Origin of the sequence: Epilithonimonas lactis (genome assembly GCF_900110605.1) — a bacterium.
Taxonomy (GTDB): Bacteria; Bacteroidota; Bacteroidia; order Flavobacteriales; family Weeksellaceae; genus Epilithonimonas; species Epilithonimonas lactis.
The window spans coordinates 169268-190144 of record NZ_FOFI01000006.1; the positions used below are offsets into that span (position 1 = coordinate 169268).

The 20877-nt window shown below is 31.8% G+C and carries 20 protein-coding genes and 1 pseudogene; 16 read left to right on the forward strand and 5 right to left on the reverse strand.

Annotation, left to right across the window (positions count from 1 at the left end; translation table 11 throughout):
• Nucleotides 1-14: 14 nt before the first annotated feature.
• The 4 genes from BMW39_RS17900 to BMW39_RS17915 are packed head-to-tail and all read left to right on the forward strand — an operon-like array spanning nt 15 to nt 7389.
• Nucleotides 15-1880, forward strand: a complete 1866-nt coding sequence (locus BMW39_RS17900; protein ID WP_034978765.1) for a hypothetical protein — start codon at nt 15-17, stop codon at nt 1878-1880.
• Nucleotides 1870-3639, forward strand: coding sequence for a hypothetical protein (locus BMW39_RS17905; protein WP_034978764.1), 1770 nt, complete (start codon nt 1870-1872; stop codon nt 3637-3639). The genes BMW39_RS17900 and BMW39_RS17905 overlap by 11 nt, the downstream gene beginning before the upstream one ends.
• 58 nt (nt 3640-3697) lie before the next feature.
• Nucleotides 3698-6031: an McrB family protein gene (locus tag BMW39_RS17910; RefSeq protein WP_051880061.1), complete on the forward strand. Its 2334-nt coding sequence runs from the start codon at nt 3698-3700 to the stop codon at nt 6029-6031.
• Nucleotides 6004-7389 (forward strand): McrC family protein, encoded by a 1386-nt coding sequence (locus BMW39_RS17915; RefSeq protein WP_034978763.1) that lies wholly within the window; start codon nt 6004-6006, stop codon nt 7387-7389. Before BMW39_RS17910 ends, BMW39_RS17915 begins: the two co-directional genes overlap by 28 nt.
• On the opposite strand, the gene BMW39_RS17920 is transcribed toward BMW39_RS17915, so the two are convergent.
• Genes BMW39_RS17920 through BMW39_RS17925 form a run of 3 tightly spaced genes read right to left on the reverse strand, consistent with a single transcriptional unit; the run spans nt 7372 to nt 11384 of the window.
• Complete coding sequence (locus BMW39_RS17920) at nt 7372-8025, reverse strand: hypothetical protein (RefSeq protein WP_139175299.1); 654 nt, start codon at nt 8023-8025, stop codon at nt 7372-7374. The two genes, BMW39_RS17915 and BMW39_RS17920, sit on opposite strands and share 18 nt — an antisense overlap.
• On the reverse strand, nt 8015-8194 hold the full coding sequence (locus tag BMW39_RS19220; protein ID WP_131474364.1) for a hypothetical protein: 180 nt from the start codon (nt 8192-8194) through the stop codon (nt 8015-8017). Before BMW39_RS19220 ends, BMW39_RS17920 begins: the two co-directional genes overlap by 11 nt.
• Nucleotides 8195-8246: 52 nt before the next feature.
• Entirely contained in the window at nt 8247-11384 is a 3138-nt protein-coding gene (locus BMW39_RS17925) for a glycoside hydrolase family 2 TIM barrel-domain containing protein (protein WP_034978760.1), read from the reverse strand.
• Between the two features lie 923 nt (nt 11385-12307).
• Here BMW39_RS17925 and BMW39_RS17935 point away from each other — a divergent pair.
• From BMW39_RS17935 to BMW39_RS17985, 12 genes and pseudogenes are all read left to right on the forward strand, one after another.
• Nucleotides 12308-12895 (forward strand): ParA family protein, encoded by a 588-nt coding sequence (locus BMW39_RS17935; RefSeq protein ID WP_034978756.1) that lies wholly within the window; start codon nt 12308-12310, stop codon nt 12893-12895.
• Between the two features lie 71 nt (nt 12896-12966).
• Nucleotides 12967-13194: a hypothetical protein gene (locus BMW39_RS17940; protein WP_034978754.1), complete on the forward strand. Its 228-nt coding sequence runs from the start codon at nt 12967-12969 to the stop codon at nt 13192-13194.
• Between the two features lie 78 nt (nt 13195-13272).
• Complete coding sequence (locus BMW39_RS17945) at nt 13273-13530, forward strand: hypothetical protein (RefSeq protein ID WP_034978752.1); 258 nt, start codon at nt 13273-13275, stop codon at nt 13528-13530.
• Nucleotides 13527-14225, forward strand: coding sequence for a replication initiation protein (locus tag BMW39_RS19775; protein WP_034978750.1), 699 nt, complete (start codon nt 13527-13529; stop codon nt 14223-14225). Before BMW39_RS17945 ends, BMW39_RS19775 begins: the two co-directional genes overlap by 4 nt.
• A 9-nt stretch (nt 14226-14234) precedes the next feature.
• Nucleotides 14235-14636: a replication initiation protein gene (locus BMW39_RS19780; protein WP_034978748.1), complete on the forward strand. Its 402-nt coding sequence runs from the start codon at nt 14235-14237 to the stop codon at nt 14634-14636.
• A 571-nt stretch (nt 14637-15207) separates the two neighbouring features.
• Nucleotides 15208-15813 (forward strand): recombinase family protein, encoded by a 606-nt coding sequence (locus BMW39_RS17960; RefSeq protein WP_034978746.1) that lies wholly within the window; start codon nt 15208-15210, stop codon nt 15811-15813.
• A 59-nt stretch (nt 15814-15872) separates the two neighbouring features.
• A complete protein-coding gene (locus BMW39_RS17965) occupies nt 15873-16121 on the forward strand; it encodes a hypothetical protein (protein ID WP_034978744.1) in 249 nt (82 codons plus the stop codon).
• Nucleotides 16121-16390: a type II toxin-antitoxin system RelE family toxin gene (locus BMW39_RS17970; protein ID WP_034978741.1), complete on the forward strand. Its 270-nt coding sequence runs from the start codon at nt 16121-16123 to the stop codon at nt 16388-16390. Before BMW39_RS17965 ends, BMW39_RS17970 begins: the two co-directional genes overlap by 1 nt.
• A gap of 21 nt (nt 16391-16411) precedes the next feature.
• Nucleotides 16412-16705, forward strand: coding sequence for a hypothetical protein (locus BMW39_RS17975; RefSeq protein ID WP_034978739.1), 294 nt, complete (start codon nt 16412-16414; stop codon nt 16703-16705).
• A 683-nt stretch (nt 16706-17388) separates the two neighbouring features.
• The gene (locus tag BMW39_RS19425; protein WP_221406054.1) at nt 17389-17607 is read left to right on the forward strand and encodes a hypothetical protein; all 219 of its coding nucleotides are present in this window, start codon (nt 17389-17391) and stop codon (nt 17605-17607) included.
• Nucleotides 17604-17756 (forward strand): hypothetical protein, encoded by a 153-nt coding sequence (locus tag BMW39_RS19430; RefSeq protein WP_221406053.1) that lies wholly within the window; start codon nt 17604-17606, stop codon nt 17754-17756. The genes BMW39_RS19425 and BMW39_RS19430 overlap by 4 nt, the downstream gene beginning before the upstream one ends.
• Nucleotides 17757-17788: 32 nt before the next feature.
• Nucleotides 17789-18457, forward strand: a pseudogene (locus BMW39_RS17985) (nucleotidyl transferase AbiEii/AbiGii toxin family protein); the annotation flags it as partial.
• Nucleotides 18458-18640: 183 nt separating this feature from the next.
• Here BMW39_RS17985 and pgl read toward each other — a convergent pair.
• Together pgl and zwf are read right to left on the reverse strand one after the other, a co-directional pair.
• Nucleotides 18641-19360 (reverse strand): 6-phosphogluconolactonase, encoded by a 720-nt coding sequence (gene pgl / locus BMW39_RS17990; RefSeq protein WP_034978737.1) that lies wholly within the window; start codon nt 19358-19360, stop codon nt 18641-18643.
• Between the two features lie 24 nt (nt 19361-19384).
• Nucleotides 19385-20869: a glucose-6-phosphate dehydrogenase gene (gene zwf / locus BMW39_RS17995; RefSeq protein ID WP_034978976.1), complete on the reverse strand. Its 1485-nt coding sequence runs from the start codon at nt 20867-20869 to the stop codon at nt 19385-19387.
• Nucleotides 20870-20877: the final 8 nt, after the last annotated feature.

Here is a 20877-nt window from a genome sequence, read left to right on the forward strand (position 1 = left end):
GTAAATTAATATTTATGGAAAGAGATCTTAATATACTTATTAATCATTGTTTCACAACCCACACTACCCAATATAGTTCAACAAATACTGTCGTCACAAAAAAATTAATTGATTCTGGAGTTCTTATAAAAATTGAAAGCGAAACTTTAGAAGTGTATGAGATTAATTTTCACTCAGATTTTTTCAACAAAAAACTTTCAGTCTACTCAGAAGATATTTTGTGTAAAAAAGTGCCTACAAATCTACCTGAAGCATATCAATTTGTAGACGACTTCTTCAATAAGATTAATATATATAATGGAAATTATCTTTGGAGTGGAGCTAGAGAAATAACTCAAGGCTTATTATCCTACATTTTGAAAAATTTTTTGGAAAATGGTTTAGATATTCATGAAATCTTTAAAATATTAGAAAAAGAGGAGGAACTAAAGCCGCACATTATAGATTTTAGATTGTCCTATTTGTTTGCAATCTCAAAATTTGCAAGTTTAAGTGATTTAAAAAAATGCATAATAGAACTTGCTAACTCCTCCAAAAATTATGAAGCTGATGCTTTTGTAGGAGATTTGCCAAGATTAAATCCCAATTTGGCGATGGAATTATATAATTCCGTACTCGAGGAAAGTACTGATATGAAACATTTCTTTTTGGCGAAAATACTATACAATTTTATAAATATTGATTTAGACTTTGTTTTTGAAGAAGCAAAAAAAATATTTGTGAGCTTACCCACTACAGCTCTATTTATTTTTGGCAGGATACCATTTACCAATGAGGACGATATTATAGAAGTTGATAAGATTGTAGATAATTCAAAATTTTCCGATAATCAGATTTCTGAATACAGCTACTATCTCTGCAAGCTTATAATGAATAAATCTACACCAGAACTGATAAAGAATAAATATTTTGAAAGATTAAGTGATTTAATAGCGTCAATCGAAGACAATCTTTTAAATGCAGTTTTTCATACTATTACTTTTCATTTGAAAGATAATGATGAAGAAAAGTATAAATTACTCCATCAATACTTGTCAAGAACACAAAATTTTTCAGTAATACAAAGTTTCTTTCACAATTTTAGTGATCCAAAGTATTTGTTCCATCTTATGGTCATGACATCTACTACAACAGGATGGCGCTCTGCTACTGAACTTTATGATAGTGCTCTGCAAAATTTTTGGAATATCAAGAATGAAGAGATGGAGCGTTGTATATTCGAGCTATTTAACAGTAGAAAGCATAGTTTATTAGGTGTGCAAGTAATAATGTCTGGTTATTCCAAACCATATAATGTTGACTTAAAAAAATCAACAAATATTCAGCAACTAAATGCGATTGTGGCTTGTAGTAAATATCCAATCTTTTTTGAATTACTTCTGCCGTTAATATTACCATTGAGAAACTCCAAATCAAGTAAAATTAAAGATTGTTTGATTTTACAATTATCAATATTGATAAAAGAAGCATATGGTAAAACATTATATGAGTTAATTGAATCACAAATCACAAAGTCTAAAGCTGATAAGATATTTTTAGAGAAAATAAGTATTGCATTAGATGAATACCTGATTGATAAAGTTGAGCGAGAAAGTATAAATGAATTTAATCCTTATTTAAATGAGGATGAACACTTAAACTTATATTATAGATTACAAAATGAAAGTCAATCTAAAGCTAGCAAAAACGCTGATAAAAAATCAATATTTGGTCAGTTTGCAAGCACCAAAATTATTGTGAGAGGTAACTCTTTTAAGATAGGAGATAAAGAAATTAATTCAATGGGAAAAGTAAGTGTTAGCGCAATGATTGATAAAAGGGCTTATAAAGATCCCGAAGCTTTTGAAATGTCTTTAAATAATTTTGAAAATGGAAATTAGAAATTTAATAGTTAAAGAATATTTAGAATCGCTAACCGAAAAAGATGAATTGAATAAAATATTTCCAATTCTCTTGGAAGCTCAAGGATTCGAAATTTTAACTAAACCAACTGAAAATTTAGGACTTAAAGAATATGGAAAAGATATAGTAGCTATTGGCGATGATCCTGAAGATAATATAAAAAAAAGATTTTATTTTGAATTAAAAGGTGGTGTAGATAGAAATATAACTGAAAAAAAGTTTTATGGAAAAGACGGTATTCAGGATTCGCTTTCTCAAGCAACATACAATCCTTTTCTATCAGCATATCCTCAATTTGATAAACTCCCGTTGAAGGTGATTATTGTTCATAATGGTACAATTGAAGGTAAAATTCAAAGTACGTTAGAGGGGATGTTTTTAATTCTGGAAAAATCTCTACATGAAACATCTTTTGAGCGATGGGATATTTCAAGATTAACTAAAATATTCACTGAAAACCTTTTCAACGCTTACCTTTTGACAGATGATGTTAATGTAAGATTGTTCAACAAAACTCTTATAAATCTCGATGCGGATGAACATGTTTCGGCTGAGTTTGTAAAATTGTTAGAGAACTTGTTGTCAGTATTTCAATTTGATAAGAAAAAGCTTTGTACAAATAGAAATAATCAGATGATATTTGAGACTTTCAAGTTAATCTCATTCATTGTTTTTACTGAGTCAAAAAGATATAACAATCTAAATATTGCTAAGAAATACCTTCTGTGCTTGTTGATTAAAGTTTGGCATTGGACACTTAAAAATAAACTAGAAGAAAATAAATTCGCTTTAAAGTATTTTGAGCAATTATACCAGTTTTACTTTGACGAAGTTTTGCTGGATTATTTTGAAAAGACCTTACCAATTGCGCTTAAGAAAGACGGTCTTTATTTTGAGAACGGTGGAATGTATGAGGAAATTGGATATAATCTCAGATCATTTGATTTTTTAGAGTTTTATGTGATTTATATTAAATATTGTTTAACGAGCAATAACAATATTTATAATAAGGAAAGTACAAGACTGATGTTAGCTGAAATTATAAATCAAAATAAAGTTTGTATGAAGCCTTTGCTTGATTATCATTCTAATATTATTTGTTCTGTTATTAATTTATTTATAGAGTTAGATGACTTAGAAAGTGCGAGAAACTATTTAAAGGTTACAATTAGTAATTTACGCAGAAGGAAAGCAGACAATAATTTTTTACCTGATGCTAACAATAGTATTGAGAATGTTATTAAATTTAAAATGACCGGGACAAAACCTATCTTTTATTCTGATTCTACATCCCCACTATTGGCGACCATTTTTATCTATATTGCTATTTTAGATCTAGAAAAAGAATATAAGGAATTACGAGAATTCGTTTTAGAAAAACAAATTGACCTTGGTTATTTTGTTCCACATTTTGGAATTAATTCTATTTCAAAACATCTAATTGAAGATGTTGAAAATGATTTTGAAGAACAATTATTTTCAAAACCCTTTTTTAATGAAGGCTATCAGCGAGACCTGTCTCTAAAAAAAATTGATTATAAAAATTTCAATTTGAACGGGGATTTGAGTTTTGATGAGTTTAAAAAATATGTGCTAAGTTCAAAAGATGAGTTTGAATATTCTTATAGAACTGATAATGCTGGATTTCCATTGATGAAAGATTTAGTACATGTGTTTTTTCTGACACCATATTTCCCAGATGCATGGAGAGCTCAAATTGAAAACTTAATACTGTAAATAATCTTCAAAAATCTTTTGTAAATAATAAAACTCTGACAAAATTTACGATAAGCTAATGACAACTAATGAAATAAAAGAAGGCATAAAATCACTTTGCGAAACTTCTAAAACGATACAAAATTGCTACGAAAACAAACAGGTTTTAGTAGATGAAATCAATAGAGCAAAAAGGAGCGATATTGAAAAATGTTGGCAATATTATCAAAGCAGAAGCGGCGTAATTGTAGATGTGAGGAAAGAGTTGATTAAATATATTATCGACGGAGGAATTGTAACAGTTGATTTTCTTGAGAAGTTGGTAGCAAAGCATAAAGAAGGCAAAGAAAACCAATTCAAAACATATAAGAATTTTTATACAATATTCTATCCTGCAATTACATTTTATGGCCACCAAAATTTAAGAGAATTTATTGAAAAATTTATCAGACAACTTATTTTGGATCTAGGAATTGGTGAATACGTTAAGTCAATTTCGTTTGATTTTCAAGGAGCTAGACAGCTTGGTAGTGATCGATATTGGTTAGCTATTTATAACAAAGAACAAGAAAACCAGTCTACAGGTTTGCAATTTTTTATAGATTTTCATCACGGATCTATGACTTATGGAATTTACAGGCATTCTGACAAAACTTATGTGAAAGAAAAGATTTTAGCAACCGCAGTTGATTTTGATTATGATGTTTTGCTATCTTATTTTAAATCAGGTGTTAATACTGTTCTGGAAGATATTCCGGATTATGGAGATTTAAAAACAATTGATTTAGAAAATCATAGTTTATTTAAAATGTCCCATGGAAGTTTTAAACAGAGAAGTAAAAGTCATATTGTCGAAAGTTTAACCAATAACAATTGGATTACTTTACATGAAGATACAGGCAAGGGTCAAGCTAAGTCTTTTAAAGAAAATTTGAAAACGGGAGATTTTGTTTACGTAACTCTTGGCTCAAATAAACTTATAGGAATTGTGCGAATAATTTCTGATGTTTGGGATTATGTGCCAAATGAAATGATTGGAAGTGATGGTTGGATTTATAAAGAAGTAGAGTTTGTTAAAAATCCTGTGAAACATAACACAAAAGACCTTTTAGACAAAGGAAATATTTATCCAAGTGGAAACACTACTTTCACCCAAATCAAGCCTGATATTTTAGAAGAAGCAAATAAAAAACTATTTAAGCCTTATTTCAATGTTGAATTCATAAATGGACAAATAACTATGAGCTTAGCTTCCAACATGCCATCAATGATTACTGCTCCCTTAAATCAAATATTATATGGTCCGCCCGGAACAGGTAAAACATATAGTACAATTTTAAAAGCCGTTGAGATTATTACAGGAAAAATCACGAATTCTTACAAAGATGCTGTAGATATTTTTAATAAGAATCTTCACAACCAAATAGAATTTATAACATTTCATCAAAATTATAGTTACGAAGATTTTATACAGGGATTAAGACCTGATACAGAAAATGGAAAAGAATTGTCATTCGAAAAGAAAGATGGTGTTTTCAAAAAAATTGCGGATAAAGCTTTACGAAATTTAAAGGCATCAAAAAATCCAATAAATAATAAGAAATATTTTGATTTAGTTTTTGACGAGCTCATTCAACCTCTAAATGATGGAGAAGTGAAAGAACTGGAGATAAAAATGAAAAAAACCTCCTATTATATTACTGATGTTGGAGATAAATCTATTGAATTTCGAAAAAATATTGGAGACTCTGAACATACTTTAAGTATTAATACTCTGAAAAGAATGTATGAAATTGGAGAAAGTGATATTATAACCGGAGGCTTAAAACATTATTATAAACCATTATTAGAAATCTTATTAGAAAAAGGAAAAAGCGATTTAGCTAAAGTTGAACTTCAAAATTACGTTATTGTAATTGATGAAATCAACCGAGCAAATATCTCACGCGTTTTTGGAGAATTGATTACTTTGATTGAAGAAGATAAGCGTTCAGAAGGCGAGATTCCACTCTCAGCTACATTGCCGTCTGGTGATTCATTTATTGTTCCATCAAATTTGTACATAATAGGTACTATGAACACAGCTGATAAGTCCATAGCATTACTTGATATAGCTTTAAGAAGACGTTTTGAATTCGTTCCTTATTATCCAAATCATTTAACCGCAGGAGTTAAGGATGGATTTGTCTTAGAAAAAATTAATTCAGAAATTCAAAAGAGAAAAGGATACGATTTTACAATTGGTCATGCCTATTTTATGGGTGAGAATTATTCATTAGAAAAAACAATCAATAATAAAGTTATTCCTTTACTACTCGAATATTTTATGAACGATGAAAGAGAGATTATATCCATCCTAAAAGCTTGTGATATTGAATTGGAAGGTTGGCCAATGAAAATGAAAGCGTTGTGATAAACTTGTTTGAATATAAAAATAAAGCGTCATTAGATGAAGAACATTTCGAGGATTTAGAAATGTTTTTAGACTCGGTCTGGAATAAAAGAGAAAAAACAGCATATTATACTGAAGAGGAAAATAGAGAAGAAGTACAACGTTTTTTACAATTTTTTCATAGAACAAATGAACTTAAATCAAATAAGTATGTTGGTGTAATTCATTTCCAAAATCAAACCATCAATCTTTTACCTAAAATCTTTTATGAAGATAATGAGGTTAATGAAAATAAGGTATTCGTTATTAACACACATATTCTGTGGTGGTTGAGTTACTGTAGAAAATTGAAGTTTCCTAATTATCTTTCAGGACTGAATAGCGAGAAAGCTGATTTTTTTGAAGTATTAATATACTTATTTAGTAAATATACAAAGGAAATTTTAAATTCTTCAGTTTATCAAAAATATGTTGAAATTGAAAATGAAATCAATAATGTAAAAGGAAGGATTAATTTTAATTCATACATTAAAGAGAATTTAGCAAAAGCAAGACATCACAAAATTTGCTGCATTTATGATTCTTTTGAAATTGATAATGACTTTAATCAATGCATAAAATATGTATGCAAAATATTATTATCTGCAACTTCTGATTATAAAAACAAAAGAAGTTTAAATGATATTTTATTTTTATTGGATGATGTTTCCGACGTTACAATTTCAGCAGATCAATGTAAACGAATTAAGTTTAATCCTCTTTTTTCGCATTTCGAAACAGTCAGAGACTATTGTAGTTTATTTTTAGAAAATTCAATATCATTTAATTATAAAAATGAGCTGAAGTTGTTTGCCTTTCTTTTACCAATGGAATATGTTTTTGAAGATTTCATTTACGGATTTATCGATAGAGAAATTGAAGCTGTAAATCCAAAGGGACAAGTTTCGGGTGTGTATCTAGACGAGGATAAAACATTTAGTTTGAAACCCGATTTAATTTTAGATTTAGGATTCAAAAAAGTAATAGCAGATACTAAATATAAATTGGTTTATTCTAACGATTTAGATCCTAAATGTGGGGTTTCTCAATCTGATTTATATCAAATGGTTTCATACGCAATTCGCTTCTCTATAAATGAAGTCAAATTGTTTTATCCTACCAATATGGCTGATACACTTTTAGGGGATTTCAATATAAAAATCAAGGATACTCTGGCGGATGGAAAAGAAATAGAAGTTTCTGCTCATCAATTACCAGTTATTGATTTGAATTTAATCCCGGAAGAAATTAAGTCACATCAGAACTTTATTAATAGTTTCGAAAAATTAAAAAATGACCTTGTTAAGAGGTTAGAGGCAATATTATTTTCTCATAAATAACGGTCGTTTTTGAGACAAACCAGAATCTTCAAACCATACAACCCACCATTCACCGTACAAATCATCTTGATTAACTTTTCGTAAAAGTAAATTATATCCAAGTGAATCAAGAGGAAGGGAACTTTTGCTCAAAACCATTTCGCCTATTAAAACTACATTGTCTTTTTCTAAGTGTGAAGTTTCAGGAGTTTGCATTACGAATCCATAATGTCTTTTTTGATATTGCAATGAAGCCTCCTTTTCTTTTTTAATTGTTTCCTGTATGTTAGAGCTAGGATAAAACGAAATTGTGAAGCTTTTACCCATAAAACTAACTTTCATCTGATTAGAATTATCACTTATCTGAATTTTAGTTCTTTCTAAACTTTTATTAATTTCACTAATTCTATTGTTAAATTTATCAAATAATGATTTAATAGAAAATTCTATAAACTTAAATTCAGAATCAATTTTTTCTCTTTCTTTTCTTCTATCTAATTCTTCCTTTTGTGTAGCAGAAATCTTTTGATTTGCTTTATGTAATAATAAATCTATTTTGTTTTCACTGCTATCTCCAATAGAATTGTCTAAATCTTGTAATACTTTTATAATCTCCGACATCGACGAATACCTGTCTTGTGGTCTTTTATTCGTCATTTTCGCAATCATTTCTACTATTAGAAGCATCCGTTTGCAATAGAATAAGATTGCTGTCAGTTGCAATAGGAATAGTTACTTTCTGAGCCGACAGATTGATGACACTTATGACGAAACATAAAGTGAACATGTATTTGTTATTAAAATAGGATTCTAGTTTTTCTTTCATAATTCTTGTTTTAAATGTCATCATCTTTATCGGGTTCTGTCATTTTTTGACATTAATTCTTTTTAGGTTTAATAACAAAACCGTAGCTGTACTCTTTATTTTTCAATTGATATTGTTCGTGAGGCAAAGCTCCCCAACTATTATCTCCACCCACACCTCTTTGCGCTAAATCAACACAAATTACAACCTCTTTACGAGGAGTGATATCACTGGTATGACGGTATTTCTTAGTTAAACCCGGATCAAAATCTTCAGGATAATTATGAAGAGCACTTACACCTAAAGGCTGCAAACCTTCAATTTCAATTCCGTTTCCTGAATTATTTGTAAGTGTTAACCAACGAACATCTGTTTTATATCCATTTTCCTGAGGACGCGTGTAGGGAACATATTGATCGGCAACCTTACTTTGATAAATCCCTTTCAATGATGAAGTATTTCTATCCTGATAATTTTCCCAAGGCCCTCTACCATAATAACTGAAATTATCAAGTTCTTTCTTAAGAGAAAATAGCATCCCAAAACGAGGCATTTCAGACAATGGATTACTTCCTGCCTTGAATGTATTTACCATCGTTAAACTTCCATCTGAGTTCATTGTATAAACAATCGTATACGTTGACGCTACATCGCCTAAGAAAAGAGTAGCCACAACAGTTGTTTTTCCAGACTCTTCTTTGACCTCAATGGAGTTCAAACTACTGATTCTTCCCACGGTTCTCCATACATTACTTGCCACCTGCATATTATTTCCAAAATCATTATCGGTTGGTGCACGCCAAAAATTAGGAACCGGTAATTGATTGAAAAAACGTTCTCCGTTTGATTTGTAATCTTGAATCAGACCAGTGCTTTTGTTTATCGTCACTTCAACACCAGACGCATTTAGCGTAATCCAATCTTTAGTTTCTTTAACTGCAGGTTTCGATCCCTTATTACTAACTGCTTTTACAAAATATTTACTCTCACTAATTGAAAACTGTTCTCTGGCAACTTCAAAATTTTGAGGCAAAACTTCGGTACCATTTTTTGTGTAAGCATAAATATTCAAAAGATATTCAACTCCGTCTTTTGATGATAATTTTGGCAATTCAAGTTGCACTTGTTTCTTGGATTGCGGCTCAAGTTTTATATCAACAGTGCCTGTCTTGATAACTAATCCGTTTTCTAAAACCTCATATTTAAAAAGGTATTGGTCTAGATTGGTATACCCAAATCCGTTTTCCACCTCAATAATTCCTTGTTTCAAATCAACCCCTGTGAACAAAATATCCTGATATACTTTTTTTACTTCAAAAGCACCCGGGTGAGGCGTGCGGTCAGGCCAAACTAATCCGTTGTGACAAAAATTTTCATCATTGGTGTAATGTTGACTTCCCATATCTCCACCGTACGACCAATATTTACGTCCCACTTCATCAGTCATCTCAAATCCTTGATCTACCCAATCCCAGATAAATCCTCCCTGCATATTATTACTGCCGCGAATAATATCCCAGTATTCCTGAAAATTACCACTACTATTACCCATAGCATGCGAGTACTCACACATAATAAAAGGACGTTTCACGTCTTTGCGTTTAGCATACTCTCTCATATAATCCATACTTGGATACATCGGGCAAACCACATCGGTATTTTCTTCCTCACCAGCTTGCTCAAATTGAACCAATCGTGTGTTATCTCTGTTCTTTATCCATTTGTAAGCTTCATGAAAAACAGGTCCATTCCCACATTCATTCCCTAAAGACCAAAGAATAACAGAAGGTTGATTTTTATCTCGTTCTACCAAGCTGTAAATACGATCCATGTGAGCAGCTTTCCACTCCGGAAGATAAGCAGGATGTTTTGTTTTATCAAAAGAACCTTGCAATTCAGCTCCCATCCCATGGCTTTCAATATTAGCCTCGTCTACTAAGAACAAACCATATTTATTGCATAATTTAACCCACATTAAGTTATTTGGATAATGACTGCAACGTACCGCATTAATATTAAGTTGTTTCATTAACTTAATATCTTTCATCATGGTTTCTTTATCCTGATAATGTCCTGTTTTAGGATTATGTTCATGTATATTGACACCATGAACCATAATTCTAACCCCATTAACTAATAATTGTCCGTTTTTCAATTCTACTTTTCGGAAACCGATTTGTGTAGCAACTGTTTCAATAAACTTTCCATTTTCATCCTTTAGCGTAAGCAATAAAGAATAAAGATTTGGTGTTTCATTACTCCATAATTTAGGTGCGGAGACATTTTGTGCAAAAGTGGTTGATTCAAATGAATTAGCTCCAACATTAATTTTTATTGTTTTCTTAAAAACTTCTTTCCCGTTTGCGTCTACTAATTTAGCTTCAACAATCTGATTGTTTTTAGCAACCGCATTCATGTTTTTCAATTTAACATCAACAGACAGGCTACCGTTTTTATAGGAAGCATCAAGATCAGGGCGCGCAAAGAAATCAGCAATACGGGTATTAGTTGTACTATAAAGATAAACATCGCGATCAATTCCTGACAAACGCCAAAAATCTTGATCCTCTAAATAGGAACCATCACTCCAACGGTACACCTCAACAGCAACTTGATTTTTACCGGCTTTTACATATTTAGTAATATCAAATTCTGTTGGACTTTTTGTATTTTCACTATATCCTACTTTTTCTCCATTTACCCAAATATACATCGCTGAAGTTCCTGCTTCAAAATGAAGGTAAACACGGCGTCCGTTCCAGTTTTCTGGCAACTCGAAAGCACGTCGGTAAGACCCCACTGGATTATCCGCATGATTAATAAACGGTGGATTTTTGACAAATGGATACGTAATATTAGTATAAATAGGAATTCCATATCCATCTAATTCCCAGTTTGACGGTACTGCAATTTCTTTCCAATTGGTAGCATTGAAATCTGTTTTATAGAAATCCATTGGACGTTCAGCTGGTGTCGGTGACCAATTAAATTTCCACTTTCCGTCTAAAGTCAGAAACCAAGGAGAGCGCGTATAATCATCAGCAATAGCAGAAGATTCATCAGCATAAGGCAAAAATGCCGCTCTGGCAGGTTCTCTATTAATCTGAAATATAGCTGGATTTTCCCAATCATTAGTCGTTGGCTTTTCTTGTGCTGACACAACCAAAGAAATAAAGGTGAAAATACAGGATAAAATTGTTACTTTTTTCATATATAATGAATTTAAAAATGAATTATTTTTATCTGATAAACTTAACTTAAAGCTACCTGATGTTTATAAGAGATGACAAATGATTAATTCGTTACGTACAACGCATTTCTAAAAAGTCAACATTCTTCAGATTGGCAGAAAAATTATTGCTTCCTACAACAACAGTGTTGAATTTTTTTGAACCTTTTTTTCGGATTTTTCTACGATATAAAGATATCAAAATCCTTCCTCCCAGCATCATGACAGAAGTTAAGACCACAAATTGGAAAAAAGGAACGAAAAATGGCTCCGAGAAAACGAAGCGAGTACCTTGATCTGCTGCAAACCGAACAAAGGTTACGAAGAAAAAAAGAATTAATCCTTTGATTAAAAAATAATACTGTTTTTCCGAGCTCTTCGTTAGGATCTTTTCGTATAAGTGAAGTAGTTTTGAAATAATTATCCACCAGATATTAAATAAAAATAAAAATAAACCCTGCTTCCTTTCAGAAGAGAATATAAATCCTAAATTTAAAATTAAAAAGACATTGATACTCAAAAAATCTAGAGTAATCAAAGAGGCTCGTAGAATCCAAATCATTTATAATATTGTATTTTTTTAATAATACAAACGAGTATCCACAAAAAATAATTGTTGTACCTCATGGTTATTTTAGTTTATGCAGACAAAAGTAAGTTTTTTTTTATGAAAAATGGAATATACTAGTCCTTACCCAATATTAAATAAGGATTAATTTTTATGACATTGGTCTTTTGGGCATAGCTGTGTAAATATGACAGGGGTAATTTTAATTAGTGAAAACTTTATCAAAATAAAATGCAATGAATAACAATTGAATTTACGTGTTTGTATAAATATATAAATGTATATTTGGATAAATATGTAAATACATATTTGTATATTTGTGTAATTATATAAAATAATGGCTAAAATAATTTTAAGTACTCATCAAAAAGGAGGCGTAGGGAAATCTACTCTTACGTTTAATTTGGCGGCTAATCTCAGAACAAACGCAAAAGTTTGCATCGTGGATATGGATTCACAAGGATCTCTGCTTAATATCCGAGAGTTATCAGAAGTTCCTATTTTTTCTTCTAATGATTTGAATAGCGTAATTAATTCGGATTATGATTTTATCTTTATAGATACTCCACCCTATTTGTCGGATAATTTGGAGCAGTTGTGTAATTTGTCTGACATTATTATCATTCCAACCAAAGCAGGTATTTTGGACTTATTAGCAATCAAATCTACTATTCAAATTATAAAACAGAGCAATAATCAGGATAAAGCAATAATTGTTTTCAACATGGTTAAGCCAAATACAACTTTGACAGAGGAGATAAAAAATCAATTAGTAGATTATGATATTAAGGTCTCTCGGAAAATGCTTTCAGACTTGGTGGCTTTTTCTCGTTCGGTTGTACTGAATGGTGTGGAAGAAAATGCGAACGCGCAAAGACAAATAGATAATCTTACAAAAGAAATATTAACAATAGTGGCAAAATAGAATATATACAAATATATATTTATTTAAATATGTATTTGTATATTTGTATAATTATACATTTATATAAAACAATGAGTAAATTAGATTTATCTGCCTTAATCGGCAAGGCAAAAGAAACCAATATGACGAGCCCAGTTCAAAAGGTTGTGCCTGTAAAAAATAAAATAAAAGAGACCCCTTTCAATGTTCATTTTCCAGATGATGTATTAAAAAGTCTCAAGATGTTATCTGTAGAAAAAGGAACAACAATGAAAAATTTGATTGTAACTGCGGTCCAGGAAAAATATTTTAATAAATAAAAAAGGGAAAATCCAAAAGATTCTCCCCAAACATAAAATATGTTTTTTCCTATCCCAAAGGTAAGGATTTTTTAAAATATGAAAAAGACAGAAAGCCAAGGTTTTTTTTGTGTGGTCTATTTCTCGGATACCAAAAAAACATGTTTTTACCATAAGGTTTGGAAACCTAAAAATCTAGCTTCCCAATTGCAAAATTGGCTGTGGATAAAATGCTTTATTAAGAAAGAAGATTATTTCAGCGATACGAAGGCTAATAGGTACTATAGGATCTTCGATAAAAATAATCCGGTAGAGAACTTCACTTATCAAATTTTCAGCGGAAAACAAGCACTATGACAAAGCGAGCAGGCAATTATTTAATACAATCCAATTATTTCACAAAAAGTGTTTTGAGAGATGCATCTGAAATGCAGAAAGAAATACTGTATTATTTACAAAGTGAAATCGATTTCCACGATCCTAATGCAACAGGTAGTGTGGTTTTTAATTTCGAAAAATTCTTGAAATATAAAAACATAAAAGACAAAAAGAATACATACTCACCATCAGAATTTTTTTACATCATCAATGGGCTTAGAAACATTAATGGGGTATTCTATAACAAACCCGCAAAGAAAACCGTTTTTTTTAACCTAGTAGACAGTGTAGAAATTAATGATGAAGACACCAATGAGTTTACCATCCGTTTTGCCAACTTTGGGAAAGTATTCTTTTTCGAAAAATTTGCTTTAGAATATGTAGAAAGCTCCAAGGTTCCCTATACACAAATAGAGAAAAATATTATAGACCTCAAAGGAGATAAAAGAAAAAAGTTTTTTGAACTCCTTTCCCAATACAAAGAAACAGGCGTTTTTAGAGTTTCTATTGAAGAATTTAAAATGCTTTTAGGCTTTATAGAGTATACAAACACCAACGGTAATCAAGAAGATATTGCAACCAAACAGATGCAGCTAGAACTTCTCTTCAACGAAGAAACAGCCCCGATTGATGTAGAAAGAGTAGAATATCTAAAAGTATGGAGCGAATTTTAAAGGGTTTTCTTGGATCCTGCCGTAGAAGAAATTAATAAAAATTCTAAACTAGACATCGATAATCTTATCTATATCCCAAAAAAAACAGGACGGAAGATTACAGCCATAGAATTCAGATTTAAAAAAAGAATACGCAAAGAATCATTGTCTGAAGAAGAAATCAAAACGATGAATTACTTTGTTGCTTACGGCATGAGTGAAGCTCAAGCCCTCTTTTTACTTCAAAGGCTTGGATATACAGAGATGTATAGAAGATTAAATCAAATGATCACCTTTAACAGCCAATATGACAACAAAGATTCTCCACTCTACAGAAGAAATGTTTGGTTTGAAAATATTTCCAATAATGAAATAAAAAACTTAGGAGGATTTTTTTACGAAAAAATGTTCCCAGAATTGAAAAACGAATAAAACATTTCCGGAATGACCTACATAGTTAATTACTGTTTTTAACAATTTTCCCCGGAATGACCTACATAGTTAGCGGAATGACCTACATAGTTAGCGGAATGACCTACATAGTTAGCGGAATGACCTACATAGTTAACATGCTTTTTTAGGTTTTACCCCCGGAATGACCTACATAGTTAAATTGAAATCCCCGGAATGACCTACATAGTTAAAGCCGTTTTCCCCGGAATGACCTACATAGTTAGCCCGGAATGACCTACATAGTAGCATACTCTAAGCTCCCATGAATAAAGGCTTTGCGCAACCCTAAAAAACTATGTATTTAAAAACATTTGTTTATTTAAAAAACAAATGTTTTATAGTCGGAAAAAACATCCATTGTGGATAACTTTTTTTTGAAAAAAGAAAAAGTTGCGCTAAAAAGAAAAAAGTATAAAAAAACGGTGAATTATTGAGATTTTATAAAGTGGTCGAATTAGACCACTTATCTTTTCGATTTATTTTCTCAAAAACTCGTATCATTAAACAAAGTTTCATAAATTTACTTTTTATGAGTTTAATGTAACAACGTATGAAATTTGGATATGCAAGAGTGTCAACCAAAGACCAAAATTTAAATTTGCAAATTGAAGCTTTAGAAAAGGCAGGTTGCGAAAAAATATTTAATGAAAAAATATCGGGTTCAACTAAGAATCGTCCAGAACTTGATAAAATGATAGCCCATTTAAGAAAAGATGACGTATTATTTGTTTGGAGATTAGACCGTCTTGGAAGAAGTTTAAAAAATATTATTGACCTTGTTTTAAGTTTGAGTGAAAAAGGTGTTGTTATAAAAGGGATTTCTGATGGTGTCGATACATCTACATCTAGTGGAAGACTTTTTCTCAATATAATGGCTTCTTTGGCTGAGTATGAGAGGGAGTTAATTAAAGAGAGGACAAATGCAGGTTTGCAATCTGCTAGAGCAAGAGGTAGAACAGGCGGACGACCAAAAGGATATACAAAAGAAACTATTGCTAAACTTTTAATTATGCGTTCGGTATATAAAGACAAATCTAAAACACCCGAAGAAGTTTATAAACCACTTGGATTAACAAGAGCTACATTTTACAGGTATGCTAAAATTCTTGATAATCACACAAACGAAGAAATCAAAAAAATGTCAATAAATAAGTAAAAAATATATTGTGTATATTATATACATTATGTATATTTGAATAAATAAATATTATTACAATGCGAAAAAATATTGATATAGAAGAAAGCGTACTTACAAAACTTAAAATTTTATCTGCGTTCGAAGAATTAAGCGTTAAATCTCTTATGGAAAAAGCGGTTTCTTTTTATGTTGAATACAAAGAAAATGAAAAGTTAAAATCTTTGTCTGAAGAAGATAGAGAAGATATAGGATTGCTTTTGCTAATGCAACAATCAGATAGAACAGACATTGTAAGTAGAGAAGAAGTAATGAACGAATTAGGGTAATGGAAGTGATTTTTTTGCGAAGTTTCCTAACAGACATTAAAAAGCTAAATGATAAAAAATTGAAATTAAAAATCAAGGAATTTATTATAGAGCTTGAAAACTCTCAAACATTAGAAGATGTTGGAAATATAAAAAAAATGAAAGGGTTTTCTACTGCTTTTAGATGGAGAACTGGAGACTATCGTCTAGGTTTTTATAAAAATGAAAATTCTATTGAATTATCAAGATTTTTGAAAAGAAGCGATATATATAAAGTTTTCCCTAAATAAATAATTTCAACAAACGATACGATGAATACAGAGAAAACAGAACTAAAACTCTTGAAAGAACTTAAACAAGGAGATGTTTTTGAATTTCCCGATGATGATACTAAGTATTTTGTCAGAGAACATTTCGAAGATGGCGAAACAAAGGTTGTTAAAGCTAAGGAACATACAAAATTATTTTTCGTCAAAAATGATATAGAAGTAATTGTTGAAAATCCTTATTTCCGATTTTCTGAAATTTTGAAGAAAAGAAAGGAAAATAAGAAAAAAAACGAAAAAAGTAAAGGTTTAAAACTAGACCTCGGATATGGTCTTTAATTAATCTCAAAAAACTATACAATGGAAAATATTTTTTTAATAATATGCGGAACTTTTTTAGGACTGGTTGGAGGTTTTCTACTCGTTTGGGGTGCAACTTCTATTGGTAAATTTCTTAAAGAAAAATTTAATCTTTAATCTCAAAAAACGATAATTATATTGACATCTATTAGATAGATAAAAATAATGTGAAGAACAGACTTGCAATGTAAAATATTAAATAGATAATCGATTTATTTCCGATTATCTATTTAATATTTTACATTTGTATTGTGAATTTTGAAGTTTTAATTCAAAAATATACTGCGCACCCGATTCCTCATCAGGTGTTGCTAAGTCTTTTGAAAGGATATAAAAGACCTAATGATAAAATCCATTCCTTGATAAATGAAGAAAAACTAATCTCATTGAAAAAAGGTCTATACGTTTGGAATAGCGATTCTTTACCCGAGAACTTCAGCATTGCAAATATTCTTTGCACTCCGAGTTATGTTTCAGTGGAATCGGCATTGTCATTTTACTGATTAATTCCGGAACGTGTTTTTTCAGTAAGTTCAATGACATTCAAAACATCAAAAAAATTCTTAAACTCACTCGGTAACTTCGAATATATAAAAATTCCAACACCATATTATTCATTTGGAATAAAGAGAATTTCTATCAGAGATGGGCAATTTTCTTTAATGGCAACTGCAGAAAAAGCCTTGATGGACAAAGTTATTACAACAGCCGGCATCATCATTAGAAGTGAAGTATCTGCTGAAAAGTTTTTGTTCGAAAATCTGAGAATGGATGATAAGCAATTGAAGATATTCAATACCAGAGAAATGAGAAACTGGTTGGAATTTGCACCTAAAAAAGAATCTTTGTTGAATGTTATAAAAGTTATAGAAAATTTATGACACAAGATTGGATAGCAGAATATAAACCCAAAACTGCCGATGATTACAAACAGGCATTGCGTGAAATAATGCAACAATTGGCACTGGCAGGATTATCCCGTGGTGGTTTTTTTTCAAAAGCCGCTTTTACGGAGATACTGCTTTGCTGATTTTTTATGGACTTGATTAATTCTCGGAGGATTTAGACCTTTCTTTGTTGCAAGAAGATGAAATTTCAAATTTAGAGTATTATCTCAAGTTTATTGAAGATGAATTTTTGGCTCAAGGTATGGTTGTTACCATCAAAACAAAGCATAAATCCGTTGTCTCCGCCATAGAATCTGCATTCTTGAAGTCAGAAACTTTTTGCGGTGAACTCATCTTGGAAACTTCGGTTCCAGGATTAGGAATCAAACAAAATATTGGATTAAAAATAAAAATTGAAGTAGATAAAAAACCGCCGTTGGGTTTTGAGATTGAAGAAAAATTGCTTTTAAAAACATGTTCGTTTTATGTGAAATGTTTTGTGCTAGAAGATCTATTTGCAGGTAAAATGCATGCTTTACTTTTCAGAAAGTGGGGAAATAATGTTAAAGGTCGTGACTGGTACGATTTGGAATGGTATATTAGAAAAGGGGTTAATCTGAATCTTCAGCATTTCTTATCAAGAGCAAAAGATAGTTCTGATTGGGGAAAAGAAACTATTTCTGAAACAGAATTCACAGTGTTGCTAACAGAACGAATCGAAAATCTGAATGTTGAAATCGCTAAGAAAAATGTGGAAAGATTCATCTATAATCCAAAAGTATTGGATATTTGGTCTAAACAATATTTTTTAGATGTGGTTAAAATGTTAAAAATAAAAGAATAATTGTACCACTTTTGTACACTTTACACCACGAAAACCACCACCAATAAAGACTTCTTTAGATACTGTATCGGAAAGTAACAACATTCCCAAATATAAAGTAAGGCTCTATCCTCATCTAATCAAAAAAACAAAAACCCTTAAACTAACTTAAGGGTTTTATTTTTCAACCTGAAAAAAGAATATTTAAACTGTCACCAATGTTTCAGAAGTCGTCAATATTTGCAGTTCGTTTTTTTCTGGTTTGATGAGTTGTAACGGATACAAATTGGGATTGTACGCACCATTCAGAACTTCATTCAAGGCAGACTTTTTTGACTTTCCAAAAGTAATGACCAAAACATGTTCTGCTTTATTGATGGTTGGTGCGGTCAGCGTAATCCTGTACATTTCTTGTGGCGCCAGATAGTAGGCATCTACCCACTTTTCGTTTTCATTCAAAATCTCTTCTCCAGGAAATAGTGATGCCGTATGTCCATCATCGCCCATTCCTAATAGGATCAAGTCAAATCGGCCTTCTTCTCCAAGAATCGTTCTGATGTCATTTTCATATTCTGCCGCATAGGCTTCGGGAGAAATCCCATGTTTGTACATTGGATATATGTGATCTTTGGTGACTGGAACTTGATTCAAAAGGGTCTCGAAGGTCATCTTGGCATTGCTTTTATCATCATCCAACGGAACCCAGCGTTCATCTACCCAAAAGAAATAAATATTTTTCCAATCGATTTTTTCTGAATATTCTTTTGTCGCCAGCAATTCGAAAATCGCTTTTGGTGAACTGCCACCACTCAAAGCCACAACGAATTTGCCCTTCTGCCCTATCGATTCTTTGGCAAGATCACTGAAAAGTTCCGCCGCTTCTCTGTAAAGATGGTCTAAGTCATCTACTATCTTAACACTCATTTTAATAATTTTAATTAACTTATTTTATTCCCAACTGTGCTCTTCTCGTTGAAGCAATAATTCACATTGCTCCGGTCCACTACTTCCTGCTGCATAATTTGGGAAAGATGGATCTGGGTTGCTTTCCCAATATTCCTGTATCGTTTTCACAACATCCCACGCCTCCTCTACTTGATCAGAACGCATAAATAATGTCAGGTCTCCCTCCAAAGCATCCAACAGTAGAGTTTCATAAGCTTCCGGCGTATCTTCTTTGCACGAAAAATAATCGAAGACCATTTCAACTGGTTTTAGTTCTACGGTAAGTCCAGGTTTCTTTGTCATGAACTGAAGTCTGATATCCATCAAAGGTTGGATGTTGATGATTAGTTTATTTTGAGAAAGTGCGTGCTTTCCGGCTATGAAAGTTGATTGTGGAAGCGGTTTGAATTGGATAGTGATGTACGAATGCTTTTCTTTCATTCGTTTGCCTGTGCGAACATAGAAAGGAACGCCATCCCAACGCTCGTTGTCCAGATAGAATTTGATGGCAGCAAAAGTCTCGGTGTTGGAATCTGGAGCTACGCCTCCTTCCTCACGATAAGCCTTGAGCTCTTTCCCGTTCAATGTTCCTTTACCATATTGACCTCGAACAGCATAATGACTGACACGATCCAGTGGGATTCTTCGGATGGATTTTAGAACGTCTACTTTGCGATCTCGGATTTCACCGGCATCCAAAGAAGCCGGCTGTTCCATCGCGACCATACAAAGAATCTGCAACAGATGGTTTTGGATCATATCCTTCAGTGCACCTGTGCCTTCGTAAAAACCGCCTCGGGATTCAACTCCAACTTCCTCTGCCACGGTGATCTGTACCGATTCTACATAGTGGCAGTTCCAAATAGGTTCGAAGATAGAGTTTCCAAAACGGAAGGCCAAAATATTCTGAACTGTTTCCTTTCCTAAATAATGATCGATGCGATAGATCTGCTCTTCTTCAAAAGTTCTTGACAGCAAACTATTCAACTCTATTGCGGAACTTTTATCGTGGCCAAAAGGTTTCTCAATGATGATGCGGTCTTGTGCTGGATTGGGAGCCAACGCCGCATTTTTGAGATGTCCAGAGATCACCGACACAAAATTAGGCGCAATCGACAGATAAAACAACCTGTTTGCTCTCAAACCATATTCATCATCAAGTGATTTTAATTTTACATCAAGCTCCTGATAGGAATTATCCTCGTCGATCTGATGTCTGAAGTAGGTGATGTGGGACTGAAACTTTTCCCATTCTGCATCAATCGATTTTTGATTGCGGGAAAAAAGAACTAAGTTTTCTTTGACATAATTCTTGAAGTCCTCATTATTTTTATCAGCTCTTCCCAATGCTACAATATTGAATTGCTCAGGCATCCGACCTTCTATAAATAGATTGTAGAATGCTGGGAAAAGTTTTCTTTTTGCCAAATCTCCAGTTGCACCAAATATAATTATACTGGTCGGCTGCAACGCTTTGTTGTCATTCATAGATTTGA

Coding starts and splice junctions, on each gene's coding strand:
- BMW39_RS17900 (WP_034978765.1), top strand. CDS start 15: ATGGAAAGAGATCTTAATATACTTATTAATCATTGTTTCACAACCCAC.
- BMW39_RS17905 (WP_034978764.1), top strand. CDS start 1,870: ATGGAAATTAGAAATTTAATAGTTAAAGAATATTTAGAATCGCTAACC.
- BMW39_RS17910 (WP_051880061.1), top strand. CDS start 3,698: ATGACAACTAATGAAATAAAAGAAGGCATAAAATCACTTTGCGAAACT.
- BMW39_RS17920 (WP_139175299.1), bottom strand. CDS start 8,025: ATGACGAATAAAAGACCACAAGACAGGTATTCGTCGATGTCGGAGATT.
- BMW39_RS19220 (WP_131474364.1), bottom strand. CDS start 8,194: ATGAAAGAAAAACTAGAATCCTATTTTAATAACAAATACATGTTCACT.
- BMW39_RS17925 (WP_034978760.1), bottom strand. CDS start 11,384: ATGAAAAAAGTAACAATTTTATCCTGTATTTTCACCTTTATTTCTTTG.
- BMW39_RS17935 (WP_034978756.1), top strand. CDS start 12,308: ATGGCTAAAATAATTTTAAGTACTCATCAAAAAGGAGGCGTAGGGAAA.
- BMW39_RS17940 (WP_034978754.1), top strand. CDS start 12,967: ATGAGTAAATTAGATTTATCTGCCTTAATCGGCAAGGCAAAAGAAACC.
- BMW39_RS17945 (WP_034978752.1), top strand. CDS start 13,273: ATGAAAAAGACAGAAAGCCAAGGTTTTTTTTGTGTGGTCTATTTCTCG.
- BMW39_RS19775 (WP_034978750.1), top strand. CDS start 13,527: ATGACAAAGCGAGCAGGCAATTATTTAATACAATCCAATTATTTCACA.
- BMW39_RS17960 (WP_034978746.1), top strand. CDS start 15,208: ATGAAATTTGGATATGCAAGAGTGTCAACCAAAGACCAAAATTTAAAT.
- BMW39_RS17965 (WP_034978744.1), top strand. CDS start 15,873: ATGCGAAAAAATATTGATATAGAAGAAAGCGTACTTACAAAACTTAAA.
- BMW39_RS17970 (WP_034978741.1), top strand. CDS start 16,121: ATGGAAGTGATTTTTTTGCGAAGTTTCCTAACAGACATTAAAAAGCTA.
- BMW39_RS17975 (WP_034978739.1), top strand. CDS start 16,412: ATGAATACAGAGAAAACAGAACTAAAACTCTTGAAAGAACTTAAACAA.
- BMW39_RS19425 (WP_221406054.1), top strand. CDS start 17,389: ATGGCAACTGCAGAAAAAGCCTTGATGGACAAAGTTATTACAACAGCC.
- BMW39_RS19430 (WP_221406053.1), top strand. CDS start 17,604: ATGACACAAGATTGGATAGCAGAATATAAACCCAAAACTGCCGATGAT.
- pgl (WP_034978737.1), bottom strand. CDS start 19,360: ATGAGTGTTAAGATAGTAGATGACTTAGACCATCTTTACAGAGAAGCG.
- zwf (WP_034978976.1), bottom strand. CDS start 20,869: ATGAATGACAACAAAGCGTTGCAGCCGACCAGTATAATTATATTTGGT.